This is a genomic window from Fischerella sp. JS2 (assembly GCF_032393985.1).
Taxonomy (GTDB): domain Bacteria; phylum Cyanobacteriota; class Cyanobacteriia; order Cyanobacteriales; family Nostocaceae; genus Fischerella.
The window spans coordinates 556,014-575,661 of record NZ_CP135918.1 but is presented as its reverse complement, the minus strand read 5'-3'; the positions used below and the strand labels follow the sequence as shown (position 1 = coordinate 575,661).

16 protein-coding genes are annotated in these 19,648 nt (G+C 38.3%); 4 read left to right on the top strand and 12 right to left on the bottom strand.

Annotated elements, in window-relative coordinates:
- Positions 1–268 precede the first annotated feature (268 nt).
- The 5 genes from RS893_RS02415 to RS893_RS02395 all read right to left on the bottom strand — a co-directional run bounded on the left by RS893_RS02415 (position 269) and on the right by RS893_RS02395 (position 5,438).
- Positions 269–1,255, bottom strand: a complete 987-nt coding sequence (locus RS893_RS02415; RefSeq protein ID WP_315789667.1) for a tetratricopeptide repeat protein — start codon at positions 1,253–1,255, stop codon at positions 269–271.
- 15 nt (positions 1,256–1,270) lie between these two features.
- Entirely contained in the window at positions 1,271–1,735 is a 465-nt protein-coding gene (locus RS893_RS02410; protein WP_315789666.1) for a hypothetical protein, read from the bottom strand.
- A gap of 52 nt (positions 1,736–1,787) precedes the next feature.
- Positions 1,788–2,489, bottom strand: coding sequence for a hypothetical protein (locus RS893_RS02405; protein WP_315789665.1), 702 nt, complete (start codon positions 2,487–2,489; stop codon positions 1,788–1,790).
- A 107-nt stretch (positions 2,490–2,596) separates the two neighbouring features.
- Complete coding sequence (gene lysS, locus RS893_RS02400) at positions 2,597–4,123, bottom strand: lysine--tRNA ligase (RefSeq protein WP_315789664.1); 1,527 nt, start codon at positions 4,121–4,123, stop codon at positions 2,597–2,599.
- Positions 4,124–4,352: 229 nt separating this feature from the next.
- A complete protein-coding gene (locus RS893_RS02395; RefSeq protein WP_315789663.1) occupies positions 4,353–5,438 on the bottom strand; it encodes a hypothetical protein in 1,086 nt (361 codons plus the stop codon).
- A 1,834-nt stretch (positions 5,439–7,272) separates the two neighbouring features.
- On the opposite strand from RS893_RS02395, the gene RS893_RS02390 reads away from it, so the two are divergent.
- Entirely contained in the window at positions 7,273–8,712 is a 1,440-nt protein-coding gene (locus RS893_RS02390; RefSeq protein WP_315789662.1) for a glycoside hydrolase 100 family protein, read from the top strand.
- Positions 8,713–8,902: 190 nt separating this feature from the next.
- On the opposite strand, the gene RS893_RS02385 is transcribed toward RS893_RS02390, so the two are convergent.
- The 3 genes from RS893_RS02385 to RS893_RS02375 all read right to left on the bottom strand — a co-directional run bounded on the left by RS893_RS02385 (position 8,903) and on the right by RS893_RS02375 (position 11,531).
- Positions 8,903–9,505 (bottom strand): hypothetical protein, encoded by a 603-nt coding sequence (locus RS893_RS02385; protein ID WP_315789661.1) that lies wholly within the window; start codon positions 9,503–9,505, stop codon positions 8,903–8,905.
- Positions 9,506–9,625: 120 nt separating this feature from the next.
- The gene (locus RS893_RS02380) at positions 9,626–10,651 is read right to left on the bottom strand and encodes a glucokinase (RefSeq protein WP_315789660.1); all 1,026 of its coding nucleotides are present in this window, start codon (positions 10,649–10,651) and stop codon (positions 9,626–9,628) included.
- A gap of 232 nt (positions 10,652–10,883) precedes the next feature.
- Positions 10,884–11,531, bottom strand: coding sequence for a histidine phosphatase family protein (locus RS893_RS02375; RefSeq protein WP_315789658.1), 648 nt, complete (start codon positions 11,529–11,531; stop codon positions 10,884–10,886).
- Positions 11,532–12,046: 515 nt separating this feature from the next.
- Between RS893_RS02375 and RS893_RS02370 the strand changes: the two genes are divergently transcribed.
- On the top strand, positions 12,047–12,931 hold the full coding sequence (locus RS893_RS02370) for a prohibitin family protein (RefSeq protein ID WP_315789657.1): 885 nt from the start codon (positions 12,047–12,049) through the stop codon (positions 12,929–12,931).
- Between the two features lie 151 nt (positions 12,932–13,082).
- Here RS893_RS02370 and RS893_RS02365 read toward each other — a convergent pair whose 3' ends face one another.
- Complete coding sequence (locus RS893_RS02365) at positions 13,083–13,751, bottom strand: phytochelatin synthase family protein (protein WP_315789656.1); 669 nt, start codon at positions 13,749–13,751, stop codon at positions 13,083–13,085.
- A 143-nt stretch (positions 13,752–13,894) separates the two neighbouring features.
- Here RS893_RS02365 and RS893_RS02360 point away from each other — a divergent pair, with 143 nt between their 5' ends.
- On the top strand, positions 13,895–14,083 hold the full coding sequence (locus RS893_RS02360) for a DDE transposase family protein (RefSeq protein WP_315789655.1): 189 nt from the start codon (positions 13,895–13,897) through the stop codon (positions 14,081–14,083).
- Between the two features lie 21 nt (positions 14,084–14,104).
- On the opposite strand, the gene ctpC is transcribed toward RS893_RS02360, so the two are convergent.
- Together ctpC and ispG are read right to left on the bottom strand one after the other, a co-directional pair.
- Positions 14,105–15,388, bottom strand: a complete 1,284-nt coding sequence (gene ctpC / locus RS893_RS02355) for a carboxyl-terminal processing protease CtpC (RefSeq protein WP_315789653.1) — start codon at positions 15,386–15,388, stop codon at positions 14,105–14,107.
- Positions 15,389–15,690: 302 nt separating this feature from the next.
- Positions 15,691–16,917 carry a (E)-4-hydroxy-3-methylbut-2-enyl-diphosphate synthase gene (gene ispG, locus RS893_RS02350; RefSeq protein WP_315789651.1) on the bottom strand — a complete coding sequence of 409 codons (1,227 nt, stop codon included), beginning with the start codon at positions 16,915–16,917 and terminating at the stop codon, positions 15,691–15,693.
- A 458-nt stretch (positions 16,918–17,375) separates the two neighbouring features.
- Here ispG and RS893_RS02345 point away from each other — a divergent pair, with 458 nt between their 5' ends.
- Entirely contained in the window at positions 17,376–18,407 is a 1,032-nt protein-coding gene (locus tag RS893_RS02345) for an isochorismatase (protein WP_315789650.1), read from the top strand.
- 77 nt (positions 18,408–18,484) lie between these two features.
- On the opposite strand, the gene RS893_RS02340 is transcribed toward RS893_RS02345, so the two are convergent.
- Entirely contained in the window at positions 18,485–19,369 is an 885-nt protein-coding gene (locus tag RS893_RS02340; protein WP_315791845.1) for a M23 family metallopeptidase, read from the bottom strand.
- Positions 19,370–19,648 lie beyond the last annotated feature (279 nt).

Genomic DNA, 19,648 nt, shown 5'->3' with positions numbered 1-19,648 from the left:
GATCAACGTAAACTGTAGCAAGGTATATTTGAATTTCTGCCCATAGCTGTGGATTTTCTTTGCGGATATTTGCTTGTGATGCCTCTATACAATGTTTAAGAGCAAGTTCGAGGTTTTCAGATTTATCACCAAAAATGCGATCACGTAAGGCAACGCCTAAATAGCTTTTAGCTTTTGCCCATTGTTGTGGTTCGCCTTCTGGTGTAAAAACTTGTAATGCTTGCGTAAAGCAATTGATCGCAATTTCAATATTTTCTACTCTATCCCCTCAAATACGACGTAGGTAGGAATTACCCTGATGTTGTTGGATTGTTGCCCACCCTTCGGGACATTTTTCTTGAGTGAATACTTGCAAAGCTTTAGCATAAAAATAGATCGCTTGCTCTAAGTTTTTAGCTCTATCTCCTTGGTGATTAGCATCGTAAAAATCCCCAAGGTGTCTTTGGATATTTGCCCATTTTTCTGGTTCACACTTTTGGATAAATTCTTGTAAATCCTCTGTAAAATTACAGATGAGCTGCTGAGTACCCTCCGGCAGATAGTTTCCTTTGCTAAAAATTTCTTCCCTTAAAACAAAAGTAAGATTATGTGATAGCCTGCCCAAATGTTCGGGAAAACTATCATGAGGAAATGCTTGTAATGCTTCTGTAAAGTGATGAAGGGCTTGTTTAATATTCTCAGAGTGCTTGCCTTGGATGCGATCGCTATAAGCAACACCGAGGTCATTTTTAACTTTTAGCCATTCTTGGGGATGATGATTTTGTGTGTGTATTTCTAATTCTTTCTTCAAACAGTTAATAGCCTTTTCAAGATTCTCTTCTCGTTCACCTTGGATGCGCTTCATGTAGCAGTTACCAAGATTATGTTGAATGTTTGCCCATATTGTTTTAGAAAAGCAAGGGCTTCTAACAAAAACCAATACAACTTCATTTCCAGCAATTGAAATCTCTATACAACTAGCTGTGTCTACCTGCCTAAAGTTTTTCAGCAGGTTAATAAATCCTAAAATGGCATCTGCTGTGTTATATGCCTGTTTAAAATCTTCAGATAATTTAACCTTTGCCCAGCGCCGCAAAACTTCTGCAAAGTAATCATTCAGTTTGTCTAAATTACCTTCTAATAGTGGATAGACAGCTTTCTCAAGATTATTTGGATGTTGTGAAATTATTTTTAATATTTTACACAGTAAATCTACATAAGCTTTGTAATCTTTTTCGCCATGCTTTTGCTTTTTAATACCAAATCCTTTTCCCATATTTATTGAATCAAATTAATCGTCTCCCAAAATCTCTGCCAACTTCTCTAACAATTCCTCTGCTAAATCTAACAAGTCAATTTCATCATCTTCATCACTGATATCACGGTAACTACTACCACTCGTAACGCTTTCTGCTAAAATATTCTTCAATGCAAAAATCTGCTCTTCTTCTTCGCCAAAACTCAAACATTTTTCTAACTCACTAGCAATCTCTGGCAGCGATTTATCCTTTAACTGCTTTCTCACTCTCACAGCCACTAAGTCATCACTTTCTAAGAAGCTAACAACAGATTCTAAAAAAGTGTTTTCTTCATCTCCCCAGGTTTCTAACCAATCGCCATCCACATCTTCACAATACAAATCCGCAGCTGCAAGCCCATATTTAAGTATGTCATCTTGTAATTTGCGTGCCTCTCCTAAATGTCGAAGAAACTTTTCAAATCTACTTGGACGGTCATTTTTAATTTCTCTAACCATGATGACCAAATTTTAGTGAAATATTAATCTTGATAAACACCAGAATTTGTAACTATAAACTGAATTTTAAATATATATTGGTTTTGAGATTATCACTGTTATGTAGGGACAAATTTACTATCTGATTAATAAATTCATTTTTACTAGGATTGTAACTTAAAAATAAACCTCTTTCGACTGCCCAGAAACGCAAAGTTTTTTCCCATGTATCCGATTTTTCTTGAGAATATTTATTAGCGAGGCTAGTAAGTTGAATACACAGTGCCTTCTCTTGCCTACTGCTAACAATTATATCAGTTGCCATTGATAGGTCTGCTATATAGCGCTTGATAACTGTACCGCCACGAACTTCAATACTATTTACAACAGAATTAAGTAAATCAGCATCTTGCTGACAGAACTTTCCAGCCTTTAATTTCCCTCGCCAAACAACAAATTTTGGATCGTTTTCCTTTAACCATTTAGCAAATAATTCTCTAAACCAGTATTTTTCTGTGGCTGTCATTTTTGCATAATAAACTTCTTGCTCCTCTTGGGAACCTAAAGCTTGAATATCAAGCCATATTTGAGAGTCTTTGATAATTTGTTCTAGAAACAGTCTTAAAAATCTTTTAGTGTTACCATTGAGTGAACCAGACTTGACATCTTTCACCCAGCGATTAATTTGTTCTAACCTTTTAGCTAAACTTGGGTCTATCGCAGACGCTTCCTGAATCAGAGATTTTAATGTTTGTTTAATATCTTGTGCTTGCAAAAGATACCAACCTTCGACTTAGATTTTAAATTGGTAAATTCACACTCACCTGGTTTTAAAATTATGACATATTTTGTGGGACAGGTATCTTTACCTGTCCCTCTATTTTAAGTATTTTCCTTAGTTGCTTCTTCTGATTTCTCTGGCTTGAGTAAAGGGAAAGCGATCGCATCCCGAATACTAGCACAGTCAGTCAGCAACATCACCAACCTGTCAATACCAATACCCAAGCCTCCTGTAGGTGGCATTCCGTATTCTAAAGCCGTCAAGAAGTCTTCATCTACTCCTTGGGCTTCTAAATCGCCTGCTGCTTTGCGGGCTGCTTGTTCTTCCAAGCGTTGCCGTTGATCAATAGGATCAGTAAGTTCTGAGAAACTGTTGGCTGTCTCTCGCCCAACAATAAATAACTCAAAACGTTCCACCAAACCAGGCTGAGAACGGTGTGGTTTTGCCAAGGGCGATATTTCTACAGGATAGTCAATCACAAAAGTAGGTTGAACAAGCTTCGCCTCGACTTTTTGTTCAAAGGCTTCATTCAGCAACTTGCCAATTGAATAGCAATTTTTTATACCTTCTAATCCAGCATTTTTACATACTGCTTGTGCCTCTTCCAGAGTTTGGAAAGAATTGAAATCCAAGCCGGTGTATTCTTTTACCAAATCGTGCATAGTTACACGCCGCCAAGGTAGTGTTAAATCAACTGCTTGCCCTTGGTAAGTAATTTGCAACGTGCCGAGTGTTTCTTTGGCGACGGTGGCAATAATTCCTTCCGTGAGCGCCATCATGTCGTTATAGTCGGCATAGGCTTGGTAAATCTCAATCGTAGTAAATTCTGGGTTGTGCCTGGTAGAAATTCCTTCGTTGCGGAAAATCCGTCCCAGTTCAAATACTTTTTCAAATCCCCCAACAATCAACCGCTTGAGATGGAGTTCTGTGGCAATCCGCAAATACAACTCCATGTCTAAAGTATTGTGGTATGTAATAAACGGACGCGCCTCAGCACCTCCTGCTTCTGCTTGTAAAACAGGGGTTTCAATTTCCAAGAAATCACGCTCCTCCAAGTATCTACGGATACCAGCCGTAATTTGAGCGCGACGCCGAAAAGTTTGTCTAACCTCAGGGTTAACAATTAAATCTACATAGCGCTGACGATAACGTTTAGCTACATCCGTTAAACCGTGCCACTTATCAGGCAAGGGCAACAAAGATTTAGTCAGAATTGTATATTGTTTAACGTAAACTGATAACTCGCCCTTTTCAGTCCGTTTGATTGTTCCTCTAGCACCCAGAATATCGCCGACATCTGTAAGTTGTTTGAGATGGTTAAAAGCATCGGCATCAATGTCTGCCATGCCTTCTTGAATGCGATTTTTCTCTAAATAAAGCTGAATTTTGCCGGTTTCATCTTGTAAAGTGAAGAAAGCAAGTTTACCCATGACGCGACGCGCCATGATGCGTCCAGCGATCGCCACATCGATATCTACTTCTTCTCCATTGGCTAAATCAGCAAATTTTTCCTGCAATTGTGCTGCGTAATGGGTAGATTCCCAACGATAGGCGTAGGGATTCATCCCTAATTGTCTCAACTGTTCTACTTTCTCTAGCCGTGTAGTACGGATTTCTTCTTCCGACATAGTTAACGAACTTTCAGGGGGCAAGAATTAATTATAGATGCTGCTAAAGTAGCCAACAGCTGGTGTTGAAAATAGCGATCAGGGATGAACTTAACAGCAAACGCATGATCCATCTGTGTTAATCTGTGTGCATCGGTGTTCGTTCAAATTTTTATCCCCTCTTTTTGGGTGTGATCGCCCTTGGGGTTCTCGCTTGAGAACAATAATATTTGGTGGTCACTGATAACTGTTAAATAATACCCTCAGCTAATTCTTCTTTATAACCCAAGCGCGATCGCTCCTGCAAAAATAAATGCTGCATTTGTTGCAGATAAGGACATAACAACGTCTTCTGTTCTGTATTCAAGTGGCTGATGATTGTTTCTGTCAAAAGTTGACACCATTTTTCTGTCATTTCCCATTGAATGCCTACACCCTCAACAACCATGACACACAACGGTAATAGTTCCGTTTCTATAGATGCCATACTCTTTTCTAAAAAACACAGCCACAGGTAAGCTTGAAACATGTTCAAATCGCGTAGACAAGAGTGTTTAATATCAGGCTTACTCAATTCTCCTCGGCGGCTATGATGATTAGGCAACAACTCCACCAGTTGCTGATAAACAGATTCAGCAATTTTTGGTGTAGCTAATATCATCTGTTCTACAAGATTTAATTCTGGGGAATCTATCTCATATTTGACAGCAGCTGCACAAACTCGTTGCCAAGGTATAGCAACTTGTTCTTCGACAAATTTCAAGTAGGGAGTTAGTAATATTTTTTCTGTTGGTGTAAGTTTTTTCAGGATTAATTGATTAGTAAAATTTAATTGTGTAGTCATAAAGCCAAGGGAACGCCAATCCTTAGAGACTACATGCTGTTCTTGAAATACTAATAATATTGGTTCTAATGAATATGCTAATTCTGTAATTTCCGGTATTCCCAATATAAAAATTCTCTTATTTTCCAATGTCGTTTTTGTAGATATATTAATTTCAACCGAGTGTTTTTCGTAAATGTCAAGTATTTTTTTATAAACACGAAAAGCAAATTGAGTTATGAGCATTGCTTCATTCAAATCTATGATATTAGAAATATAACTGTAAAATGTCTTCGCTTGTATACATCCCATTTGGCAATTAATATTTAATATATTATTCTTCAATTTAGCATAAGTTAAAGCTCGTCCCTCTGGTGAAGCGGTTGTCATCAAATTAGTATGAAGAGATTTTTCTAATGATACATCGGAAAAATTAAGCGTGTAACGCCTTGCCCAAAGCTTAAGCAATCGTTCTACTGAAGGATTTTTAATGATTTCTACTGATTTAAGCATCAATTTTTCCTTATTACATTTATTTTTTATCTTTCCGTAAAATTAATTAAAGTAATGTAGTTAATTGGGAGTATTTTTCTGCAAGATAAGAAATTTGTACTAAATAAATATTGGCAATAAAATATATTAAGTTAAATAGATCGCTAGTATAGGAAAATTATGTAATTTTTTTTTATAACAACTATCAAAATTAATGATGCCACAGGATATTTGTTAAAACTGAGATCTTGCAATAATTACAATAGACCTTTGCACAAATATTTTTGACCCCACCCTAACCCTAAGCGAGATCGTTTAGGGAACTAAATTTTTCCCCCGTTCACGGGGGGATTGAGGGGGTTTTTAGAATTCATGCAAGAGGTCTAATTAGTCGTAAAATAAATTTCACTGCAATAAGACCAATTCATATCTTGCACTTAAGAGATTTTCAGGTGTGAGAATAAATTAGGGTAATTGATTTTAGGGCTAAATTTTAGGCTTGTTATAAATAGTGCAAAATCTTAATTGAAATGGGTCAATTACCAACACTGTTATAGGTTTTTAAAAACATGATCAGAGGCTCATAGCCTACCTCAGAAAACTTTAGGTTTTTTTTAAACAGCTAATATTAGGATGGTTTTGCTTAATAAGCCTTATCTCGTAACATTACAGGAACTTTAAAAAGAATCCGGAAGATTTTCATAAATTTTTCTGAGCAATTGTTTTTTCCTTTACTTCATGTATGTGTAAATTTTTATATGATTATAGTAACAATAGCTACAAAAAAATCTGATATTTTCAGATAATTTAGTTTATTTAATCCAGGTGAGACCGAAAATAGCTATTTGTATAGCTGATAATAAATTTTTGCCTTCCAGATTTGTTGCGATCGCATTCTAAGGATTTGAATAGTATGCCTTATTAAATTGTTGCACTCTCCGCGTCAACAAATCTTTTTCCTTTTCCATAAATTAAGAGGGCTGACATTATTTATCTTCGGGACGTGAGTTTTTTTCACCTCCGGTTAGCTTAGCCTTTGCGTAGAGTAGGGGATTGGTTAGTAAACTTGCTGATTCAGGAGGAATTATTACACCACTGTTTAGCAGATGTAGCAATAGATAATAGCAATGAATAATTAACTCAATAGTTATAATCATCAAAAATCTTTGAAATCTCTCTTAAAGAAGATTTTTGATGAGATTATACTTATAATTGTTTTAAAATAGTTGTTTTAAAACTAGCTAATTTTGCTATTATGTATGTATTTTTTTATGCAATGTCTTGATTTTTCTTGCTTCTTTAGCAAAAGTAGATTATAGCTTCTCAAGTAAAATTGAATACTAATTATTCTAAACATAGAAAAATGATTTTTAAAATTCATATTGCATATTGTAAAAATTCGTTATAATTTTCTATTATGTCGATCTCAGCAAATCGTTTCATTATAGTCAAAGTCACTTCTACATCAAATTAAGTATTTTGCTGAAACAGTATTTAAATTTACAAAATATTTAAATACTACTGGATATATGTTTTTATATAGTAAAAAGTAATTTCTTACTTATAAATTCAAAAAATTAAAAAGTAGATTTAGCTTATATAAAAGAATAAAAGTCTTTGCTATTGATAGTTAATTAGCAAAAATAATTTACTTTCATCCATAAAAGCAATTCAAAAAGCACATGTAAATGCATAAAACTGCTACATATAGCAGTAAGATAACTGTTCTTATTTACGATTTATCCTTATTTTTTATGAAAAAATGTGCTTGTTATGATGAGGATATTGGGAAGAATAAATTAGGGTGTATTTATTATCTAATCAAAAGTACAATTTACATGGAGAATTTGTGGCGATGCAATTAGAAGACAGGGTAACAATTGAAAATGTAGAACAAGAAGCATGGGAAGTTTTAGAAAAATCAATTATGTACTATAACGGTCGTCCAGTAGGAACGATCGCAGCCATTGATAGTACAGTAGATGCGCTCAATTATGACCAATGCTTTATTAGAGATTTTGTCTCTTCCGCTCTACTATTTCTCATTAAAGGTAAAACAGAAATTGTTCGTAACTTTCTAGAAGAAACTTTAAAGTTACAACCAAAAGAGAATCAGTTGGATGCCTATAAACCCGGTCGAGGCTTGATTCCAGCGAGCTTCAAAGTAGTTGTATCTCCAAGTGGTGAAGAATATTTAGAAGCTGATTTTGGAGAACATGCGATCGCCAGAGTCACACCAGTAGATTCGTGTTTTTGGTGGGTAATACTACTACGTGCTTATGTAGTAGCTACAAAAGATTATTCATTAGCATATCAAAGCGATTTTCAACACGGCATCAAGTTAATTATGGAGCTATCTTTAGGGACACGTTTTGATATGTATCCTACCCTGTTGGTTCCAGACGGTGCTTGTATGATTGACCGTCGTCTAGGTATCTACGGGCATCCTTTAGAAATTCAATCTCTATTTTATGCTGCATTGTGTGCTGGGCGAGAACTGCTAGTTTGCCAAGGCAATCAAGATATTGTTACAGCCATTGATAACCGCCTACCTCTTTTACGCGCTCATATTCGTAAACATTATTGGATAGACTTAAATCGCCTCAATGCTATTTATCGCTACAAAGGTGAAGAGTATGGTAAAGGGGCTGTCAATCAATTCAATATATATGTAGATTCGCTTCCTTATTGTGAATTAGATCGGTGGCTACCAAGAACAGGTGGTTATCTAGCAGGAAATGTCGGTCCATCACAGATGGATACCCGCTTTTTCGCATTAGGAAACTTGGTTGCGGTTATTTCTGATCTTGCAAGCGAAGAACAATCGCAAGCCATTATGACTTTAATCGAGAAACGCTGGGAAGATTTAGTCGGAGATATGCCGATGAAAATTACTTTCCCTGCCTTAGAAAATGAAGAATATAGAATTATTACTGGCTGCGATCCGAAAAATATACCTTGGTCTTATCACAACGGCGGCAATTGGCCCGTTTTAATGTGGATGTTGGCAGCAGCCGCAATTAAAACTAATAGAGTGTGTCTAGCAGAAAGAGCAATTGAAATTGCCCAAACCCGCCTCAAGGATGATGAATGGCCAGAATATTACGATGGTAGAAGAGGGCGACTACAAGGCAAACAAGCTAGAAAATATCAAATATGGACTGTTGCAGGCTTCTTATTAGCAAAAGAATTGATTAATAATCCTTCTTGGTTGCCATTAGTCAGCTTTGAACCATTTACAGCAGAACAGATTTCTAGGGCTTGTGAATTTGAACTCAACAGCTTTGACACTTGAATCTACTGAGTAGTTGTTAGTTGTTGGTTATTAGTGGTTGGGAATTAGTAAAAAGTTAACAGTTAACAGTGAGTAATAGAATTTGATAACTGAATAACTGAATCACACTTCCCCCACTCCACCCTGCGGGAAGTCGCTTGCGCGTCTACACACTCCTCATACCCCCCACTCTCTGCGTCAATCCTCATCCTCATTTTCTCAAAACTAATTGGAAAGAATTCAAATATCCATTAATAGTTTTAGATAAAGTCTTGTGTTGCTTTTTGGTTGCGATCGCCATGACTTGATACAAGCGTCCATCAGCAACATACATGCGGTTTTTAGTGATTTTTCCACCAGAGTTGACATACTCGATTTCTTTGCCAGGATGACCGTTGGAACTACGGATGCTACGCTGACCAATTAAATTACTTTGCGTAGTTTTTACAGCCATAGTTTGGGCATTGTTGAGTATGATTTGGGGATTGGTCATTTGACCATAGCTATAGGGAAAGTCGTTGTATGCTACTACATAAGCCACTTCTTGGTTAGCCTGTTGCCCAACAAACAGTTGTAAGTTAATTTCCCCCATGTAGGTTTTTTGAGTCTGAGTCATGGCTTTAGGTCTCCCTGGCATTAAGACAGCGAAGCTACCATCTGGAGCAGTGAATAAATTCCATTCTGACTTAATCGGTTTATTAGGGGCTGGTTTGGTAGGAGACATTGGGCGCTGGGGAGGACGTGCCTCAACGCGTGTAAATCCGCTACATACTAAAGCCACAGTAATTAGGGACAACAACACTCTTTTTGTCATAGTTTTTGCTTTTATACGTGCTAATATTACGTAGGCTGATAGTTTGTTATAACTTAGTAAAATGTCTAAAAGCACCCGTAAAATTGTGTAAAAAGAGCATTGTAGTCCTACGCATATTTACTATAACCTAGCAGCGTAAATAGCAGCACCTATCAAACCAACTTGTTGATTTGTTACAACATGTACTGGTATTTCTTCTAGCAGAGGGCGCATTCTACCTTTATGGGTGAAATTAAATAGGAAATCACCTTTTTGAATTAAAGACAGAATTTTTGGGGCAATACCACCAGCAACATATAAACCACCGTAAGGGAGGAGTTTGAGAGCAAGGTTGCCTGCTTCCGCGCCGTAAGCTTCTATAAATAACTGCATTGTTTGTTCACAAAGGCGATCGCTTCCTTGTAAGGCAGCATTACCAATAGCAGCACCCGGATCGACGCTTTTTTCTTGTTTTCCAGCCTCTTGTTCCCAAGTTCTGACTATTTGGGCAATCTCCGGTGATTCGTCGTCAATTTTGCGATCGCGTAAAAATTGGTAAATAGAAACAATTCCTAACCCAGAAACTACTCGTTCCACAGAAACGCGCTGGATACTATGTTTATCCAGCAAATATTTCAACAGTTGAAACTCTAACTCAGTCCGAGGGGCAAAATCAGCATGTCCACCTTCAGAAGGAAAAGCTTGATAAAAATTTCCCTGTTTGATTAGAAATCCTTGTCCTAAACCAGTACCAGCACCAATAATCCCAATCGGTGCGTTTGGATTGGATTTCCCAGTTTGAAGTGTATAAAAGTCTTGTGCTTCCAAGCCTAAAATCCCATAGGCAACAGCAGTAAAATCATTAATTAAAGAAACATGAGTAATACCAAGTTGTTGTTGCAGACGTTCGGCATCGAGAAACCAGGCTAAATTAGTGAGCTTGGCAGTATTGTGAACTATAGGCCCAGCGATCGCAAAACAAGCTTTTTGGGGTGTCGGCGTATTAGCTGCGACCAAAAACTGTTGTACTATTGGCACTAAATCGAGAAAATCACCACTGCGGTAACGTTGCTCATAGACTGTACGTAAAAGAGGTGCTTCTGTTTCCTCCATCAGTCGTAGAATGGTTTTCGTCCCGCCGATGTCTCCTGCTAGTAGTAAACTCATAAATATAAAGTTAGTAGTTAGTAGTTGGTGGGTACAGACGCGAGGAACATCGTGTCTGTACATTAATAATGGGTAGTTAATAGTTGATTTTTTATCATTAACCACTATCGGTTTTCAATTACCTACAGATTGTTGACTGTTTGTCCATATACGACTATTAACCACTAACCACTATCTACTATCCACCAGCAGTCAGCACGAGAAATTGGTTTAGCTATAATCCTTAACATCCTTAATTAAACCGAACGAATTCCTCTACTTGAGTTAAGTGAGAAGTATCTCCCTTAAGTTCGAGAAACCATTCAGGATGTTGACGCACAACTTTTACTAAACTACACAAAGAAGCTTTAACTTCTGTTACAGCAATTTCCCCAACAAGTCCCATAGCTGCCCCGAGTACGGATGCACCGTGTCCCACCAGTAAAATATTGTCTGGAGAGTATTCTGTAGCTAGACATCTAGCAGTTTGTCCAGAACGCGCCCGCACTTGTTGTTGAGTTTCTGGGTAATTAGCAGCAATGCGGGGTGTGTAGCTAATATCTATTCTAGGAAATAATTTAGTTAGGGCAGGGATAGAGAGTTTTTGTGGGTTCTCTGTCATCCAAGCAGGATTAAGCCATTCACTCAAACCAGTTTCTAGTTTAATTGGTAAATCTAGAACTTCTGCAACAGCGTTTGCAGTTTGTACTGTTCGCAAGAAAGGCGAAGCGAAAATATGGGCAATTTTTTCTCGCTTGAGGCGATTAGCTAGCTGCTTTGCTTGGATGAAGCCATCTTCAGACAAAGGCGGATCGTAACGTCGTTCGGCGGTAAGAAACCAATCAGGGTTAACAAAATCAAGGCGGTTAGCGTGTCTTGCTATCCAAATGATTTGACTCATGGATGGATTACCAAGCTGATATACTTTGCAGGCTGCAAATTAACTATCATCTCATGTTGGGAAATGTCAGGATTGAAAATTTTTGACAAAATGTGATTTTGTTCGAGTATGAAGCAGTAGTTCTTCGTTAAGTTTGAATTTATAGGTTTGTAGTCAGCGCTTTAGCGCTAAAGCGCTGATTACGAGCTAATAAGCATTATTCGTAACAAAATTGACATAGTAGTAGAAGTGTTAATAGACCTCTTGCACAAATATTTTTTACCCCAGCCTCACCCTAAGCGTTTACGGGGAGGAAATTCAATCTTCCCCCCGTTCACGGGAAGATTGAGGGGGCTTGAGGATTCATGCAAGAGGTCTAATCATCTAAGTTTGTCTGAAGAAAAATTTTTACCTAGTTTTGTTGTACATATGTAGCTTGTATTAGCTAGCAAAAGCCTCTTGATGATGTTGCTTACCTAGTGCATATACTGTAGTAGTTAAGTATTGATTGCTTCTTAACTCTACAGGTAATATTTATGGGTTTTATATTTTCTCTTTTAACAAGCCTGATTGCAATTTTTATCTATTTAAACTCTGGCAAAATATATAATGAACGATCGCGCTGGATAATTCGCGGAGTGAGTATTTTAATTGGTGCGATCGCTCTACTCGCTTCTGTTTCCAGACTTTTAGTCATCGTACCACCAGGTAATGTTGGAGTCGCCAGTCTATTTGGTCAAGTCCCTAATGATACATTTAATCCAGGTGTGCATTTGATGAATCCTTTTGCTAAGGTAATCAATTTTTCTACACGCCTCAAAGATATCAAGGAAAATGTCGACGCCACATCTCAGGAAGGGTTGAGTCTCAATCTTGACGTTAGTCTGCAATACAAGCTTGACTCCCAAAAAGCAGCAACAGTATATAAAAATATTGGTACAGACGAAACACAATTAGTCATTTCTCGATTTCGCTCGACAATCCGCGCTATTACAGCTAACTACTCAGCAGCAGCTATTTATTCTAGCAAGCGTCAAGAAATTGTTCAGCAACTCAATCAACAGCTGACTCAACAGTTACTTCCTTTAGGTTTCATTGTAGAAGAAGCTTTATTAAGAAATGTCAAAATGCCTGACAGCTTACAAGCAGCAATTCAAGAGAAACTCAAAGCAGAACAAGAAAATCAGCGCATGAAATTTATTTTAGAAAAAGAACGTCAAGAAGGAGAACGCAAACGCATTGAAGCTAGGGGTATAGCTGATTCCCAAAAAATTATTTCTGATGGACTTAGCAATTCTGTATTGCAATTGCGAGCCATAGAAGCCACTGAAAAATTAGCACAATCATCCAACTCTAAAATTGTCGTGATTGGTTCTGAAAAAGGCACAATACCAATTTTACTTCAACAAGAAACGAAGTAAAATATGGAAACTAAAGAAGTGCTACTAACAGACGAGTTATAAAGTAAACCTTAAATTGTAGGGTGCGTTAAGCGTTGCTATAACTCACCGAGAAAGATGGTGCCCTGCGGCTAATCCTAACTCTCTCAAACTCCAAAATCCTAACTATAAATCATTGTTTCCGGATTACTATCATTCCACGAGAGCGGGTAGCAGATAAATCTTTGTCTACACAAGCTTTGTACATTCTGTCGATGGGACATTTCCAAAAGCGCGTATATTTTTTGGGGTTAGTGTCAGCTATAGTAATCTCCTGGGTTGTTGAATCATAATCGGCTACTAGAGAAAAATGACCGCCTGCAAAGTTAACTTCATGGGCAATGCCAACATTAAAATTTAAAATATGAATGTCTTTGTCATCCTGCACAGCGTTTTCAATTTCTTTGATAAAGGCATCCAAACTTATTGAAACTTTGTCAAAATGTTCGAGTCTCACACTCAAGTCTAATTTTGCTCCATTGACGTAACTGACACAAGTGTCATAAGTCTCAGCAAGAGTCATACCATCGTCTAAAACAGTAGCGATCGGTAATCTAGTAATATAGAAAATATCATCCACAGTTGTGGGATACCCGAGTGCTGTGAGTGCATAAGCAATTGAAGTGATGTTACAGCAATTTATAGGCTGTTGAAATTCACATAGCTTAATACCATTTAAATCTTTTGTAACAACCTTTGTGACAACTTTACCTAAAACTTGGTCAGATGGTTCAAAACCAGATTGCTTAATTGCATCCAAATCTGTTGTGCTATCGGTGGCTATTTGCTGGGAATAAGTCATTGAAAAGATCCTTATATTCAAGCAAGTTTTTGACTCGAGAGCATTACTGTAGTGCTTGCTACTATTAACCATTAACTCATCAAGTCCAACTGATGGCCTAAAGCTTTAAAATTTCTTCAGCAAGCAAATATCTAGTCACAAAAATGAGCAATACACAAAATTTCTATATTGTCAAGCGTCCTGCTGGAAACTGCGAAATCATCCCCAGCAACTTCGTTGCTGGGGATGACAATCCAGAGATTATAGAAAAGTGGGGGCCTTTTGAATCGCAAGGAGAAGCGATCGCTCGCCGTGTAGGACTGATTCGGGCGGGTAAATGCCAACCAGTCTAAAGGCAAAAGTGAAACAACTTTCTAATTTCTTTGTGCGTTTGTGCCTTTAGCTGCAATTTCTTTACCTAACACTTCCACTGCTTTAGCAAACTGCGGGTCTGCAAGAGTAGCAACTTTTTCTCGTTCTTTGATCCACAAGTCTTGTCGCTGTTTATCACTTAAGTCCACTACTATGTTTGGGTCAATCCCATGTTTGTTAATATCTCTGCCCAGGGGGGTATGGTATTTAGCGATCGTGACTGCTAATCCTGAACCATCATCCAAGGGGCGCACAGACTGTACTAGACCCTTGCCAAAAGTCTGACTTCCTACTACGACTGCACGCTTGTTGTCCTGCAATGCTCCTGAAAGAATTTCACTAGCACTAGCACTACCTTTATCTACCAGTACCACCAAGGGTTTGTTCGTTAAAGCCCGTCCATTGGCAATTTCTCGTTCTACCTCACCCTGACGGTCAATTGTAGAAACAATCGTGCCTCTATCCATCCACATCCGGGCAATGTCCACACTTGAGTACAACAGACCACCTGGGTTATTACGCAAATCTAAGACGTATCCAGATACCTGCTTGCTTTCTAAATTCTTGATTGCATCCCGCATTTCTTTGGCAGCATTGGCACTGAACTGTTTCAAGCGGATATAGCCAATATTACCCGCAGGCGTTTGCTTTTGAGAAAAGTCTACCGGATGAATTTCAATTCGCGCTCGTGTAATTGTAAATTCTTTTCTTTGACCCTCACGCAAGATTGTTAAGTTAACTTTACTGCCTGGTTCACCTCGGATTAAGGATACTGCTTCATTAGTATCCATGCCCTCTGTGCTTTTACCATTGATGTAGATAATGGTATCTTTTGCCAGAATCCCAGCCTTAAATGCAGGTGTATCCTCAATTGGAGCAATTACAGTTAACTTTTTCGTTTTTTCATCCAAACCTATTTGGATACCAATACCTGTTAATTCGCCAGAGGTATCAACTTGCATATTTTTGAATTCCTCTGGATCCATAAACCGGGTGTATGGATCGTCTAGCTTCTTCAGCATTTCCCGGATGGACTTATATGCTTCCTCATTGTTTTTGTAGGACTTATTCAGGTACTCACTCCGAACAGCTTTCCAATCTACCTGATTAAAAGTACCGTCTACGTATTGTTTATTAATAATTTGCCAAACTTCATCTACTAATTCCTTAGGACTTTCTTTAAAAAGAGCTTGTCCTTGCGAGTGAATGCCAAGGCTTGTAACTGCAATTGTGGAAAGCGTCACCGCCGTAGCACCCAAAACAAGTCCATTTCTTGTAATTACCATAATGACAGCTGCGTGGCTAGGGACAAAATTTTATATGTCAGTATGCTCAATCTAACACAAGCAAATGGTGTACAGAATGAACATATCTTGTTATTTCTACAAATTTATTTAAGGATTGGGGAAGTGGGGAACTTGGGGCCCCTGGTGGGGATTAGGGGAGGTGGGGAGATGGGGAGATGGGGGAAGTATGAGGAGTGTGTAGACGCGTAGCGGCTTAAGGTAAGGGTGGAGTGTAAGGAGTGTAAGGAGTGTATGATCCTTGTCCTCCTCGTCTCCTTCCCGATCCCCGATCCCTAATTTCTTCACGGTTCTACCCAGCGTCCATCTGCTTTAATCAAATTGATTAACTCCTCTACACCCTGAACTTCTGGGACTTTTTTGATTTCTTCTCTACCACGATAAAGAGAAATATAACCTGGAGTCTTACCGACATAACCATAGTCGGCATCTGCCATCTCTCCAGGGCCATTTACAATGCAACCCATGACTGCAATGTCAAGCCCAGTGAGATGCTTAGTAGCTTCACGGACTTTATGCAATACTTCTTCTAGGTTAAATAAAGTACGTCCGCAGGAAGGACAAGCGACATACTCGACCATTGTTTTCCGCAATCCTAAGGCTTGCAGAATACTGTAGCAGACTGGAATTTCTTTTTCTGGAGATTCAGTCAGCGATACCCGAATTGTATCGCCAATGCCATCAGCTAACAAAGTAGCAATCCCAGCAGTGGATTTAATTCTTCCGTATTCACCATCTCCAGCTTCTGTTACACCCAAGTGTAAGGGGTAATCCATACCCAACTCATCCATTCGCTGTACCATAAGACGATAAGCAGCAACCATCACTGGTACTCGTGAGGCTTTCAGAGAAATCACTAGGTTACGGAAGTCTAAAGATTCACAAATCCGGATAAATTCTATGGCAGATTGCACCATCCCTTCTGGTGTGTCGCCGTAAGTAAACAGCATTCTTTCAGCAAGAGAACCATGATTTACCCCAATTCGCATGGCTTTGCCTTGATCGCGCAAAGAAATTACTAATGGTTCTAGAGTTTCGCGGATTTTTTCACCTATTTCGTCAAATTCGACTTTGGTGTATTCGGTTCTGGTGGGATTTGGTTTTTCAAATACATACAGTCCTGGATTTATCCGTACTTTCTCTATGTGCTTAGCAACTTCTAAAGCAATTTTCATGCCATTGTGATGCACATCAGCAACAATCGGCACATCTTGATAAGTTTTGATTAATTTTTGTTTAATTTCTGCCAAAGCTTTGGCATGAGCCATACTTGGTACTGTAACACGAACAATTTCACAACCTATCTCATGTAGACCCCGAATTGCGGCAACAGAACCATCAATATCAAGAGTATCCTCGTTGATCATAGATTGCACCACTACGGGATGTCCCCCCCCAATGGTGACATTTCCTACTTTTACTGGACGGGTTTTTCGTCTTTTAATTGTTGTGTCAAAAGTAGGTTGACTGGATAAAGTATTTGCAGTAATGGGTGTAGGCAGAGTTTGCATAATCTTTTAGGTAATTTTGCCGTAGCGAAAATATCGGATTTGAAAACGTTCTGTTTCCCAGATTGCCACAGTTCGTGCTTTTTTGGACAAATAATTAGCAAAAAAATGATATCGGGAAATAATGAAAGAAAAAAGCAGATATTGACGATTTTTCTCAATGGTAAAAATATATGTTCTCCATTGTTTTGGCAAAATCGCGATCGCTTGATTTCTGACTTACTAATACTGATTTATAAATGTCATAAGTAGTAACAATAGTTGTTGGTTATCCATCCTGCTTTTATTCCCAAAATTAATTCCGTTTCTCAAGGTGCGACTGTAATTGCTACTGTCTTTTGTAAATGTAAAAAAGAACATGTATTGCTATAAAAAGCACGTGCTTAACCGAGATAATACGTGTTAATTAGATGAAAATGGGAGCCAAAACCCAAATTTTAGCTGCGAATTGTAATTTTTGTATGAATAATCAAACATCCACCCAACTACCCATACCCCTACACTTCAACCCCAAAACCGTGGGCGCAGTCTGGCGCGTATCTTATCAAGAACGCGCCGCAGATGCACAAGCATTGATAAGACAACACAAAATCAAACCCGCATCTGAAGATAAAACTCGGATTTGCTTACTTCTAATTGACGTGCAAAACACTTTTTGCATCCCCCACTTTGAATTATTTGTGGGAGGAAAATCTGGCAATGGTGCAGTAGATGATAATATTCGTTTGTGTGAATTTATCTATCGTAACTTGGGGATAATTACAAAAATTATACCAACTCTAGATACTCATACAGCAATGCAAATTTTTCATCCTATTTTTTGGGTGAATGCTGCTGGTGAACATCCTATTCCTGCTGCAACTAACATGACATCAGCAGATATTGAAAAAAGAATTTGGCAGGTAAATCCTGATGTTGCTTTTAGTCTAGGATTGGATTATGAATTTTTAGAAAAATACGCTTACCACTACGTTAAACAGTTAACTCAAAATGGTAAATATCCTTTAACTGTGTGGCCTTATCATTCTATGTTGGGTGGTATTGGTCATGCTTTAGTTTCTGCTGTGGAAGAAGCAATATTTTTCCACTGTATTGCGCGTAATAGTCAAACGCAATTTGAGATTAAAGGTAATAATCCTTTAACAGAAAACTATTCTGCTTTAAGCCCAGAAGTTTTGCAAGATTTTGATTCTCGTCCTATTGCTCAAATTAATAAAAGGTTAATTCAGCAGTTATTAGACTTTGATGCTGTGATTATAGCTGGACAAGCAAAAAGTCACTGTGTCGCCTGGACAATTGATGATTTGTTAACAGAAATTCAGCAGGTAGATATTAAATTGGCGACCAAAGTTTATCTACTGGAAGATTGTACTTCTGCTGTTGTTGTTCCGGGTGTGGTCGATTACACAGAAGCAGCAGATAAGGCGTTTAAACGATTTGCTGATGCAGGAATGAAAATAGTTAAATCTACCCAATTAATTAATTTTTTCTAACGCAAAGGAACGCAGAGGAAAGCGCAGAGTAGCGCAGAGGAAATCTCTGTGTTCTCTGCGTGGAAAAACTACTCTAATTACTTCAAATATTCTCCTGGATCTTGAGCAACCCAACCCAAAGAAGAGTTAGAACGGATTTCAAAATGAAGATGGGGTTGAGTTATGGTTGGTTGTCCTGTTTTACCGACGGTTCCTAGCAAGTCTCCCTGTTTAACTTGCTGACCAACGCTAACTTTGATACTTTCTAACTGGGCGTAACGACTTTGCAATCCGTTGCTGTGATTAATTATGACTAAGTTACCGTATGTACCACGATCGCCTGCAAAAACGACTGTCCCCGGTGCGATCGCTTTTACTGGTGTTCCGATAGCAGCTAACAAATCAATACCACTGTGAAAGAAAACTTCACTGTTATTTGGGTTAAGCTGCCAACCATAGGGAAATCCTACCTGAACAGCTGATGGTAAGGGATAGCCGCTTATTTGAGTAGAAGTAGAATTTCCACTAGAAGTTGGGGAGGCGGATACATTCGCACGACTTAATGATTGATGAGGTGTAGGGATAAATGCAATTTGAGATGGTGGTTTACAGCCATTTAACTCAAAAAGAGCATCAGCACGAACTTTGTATCTTTGTGCTAATTCTCGCCAAGTTTCACCACGAGCTACTTCCACTACAATACCATTATAGGGAGGGATAAGAATATTGTTACCCGTACTCACCCTACCGTTTTTTAAATCCGGATTCATGGTGATAATAGTATCAGGAGCTAAATTGTAGAGCTGGGCGATGCTCTGCAAGGTTTCGCCACGGGCAACTCGATGGCGCTGGAAGCGTTCCAGGGCTGGAGTTGGGCATTTAGCTACCTGTGCTAGTGCAGGATTTGGGCGTGTGGATACGAGTCCCAAAGCAGAAATCAAGCTAGAGAAAATTATTAGAAGTAGGCGATCGCGAACAGTCATGTATGTTAAGTGGAGCGAAATTAAAGTACTCAACGTCAACAGTTCGGGTATGGTGAGAGCATTCTTGCGATTCTAACTAAATTTTATATTTTGTTGACAGTTAGTTGGTTGTTGATTATTGATTGTTGATTGTTGATTGGTATTAACCAGCAACTACCAACCAGAAAGAATTAACAAAAATCTACAATTTTATCGCTTTGATGATCAAAATTAATCTGTCCACTTGTCTTTTGCTTGACTACACTTAGAAATTAGCATCTGCATTGCTGTCCTTGAGTA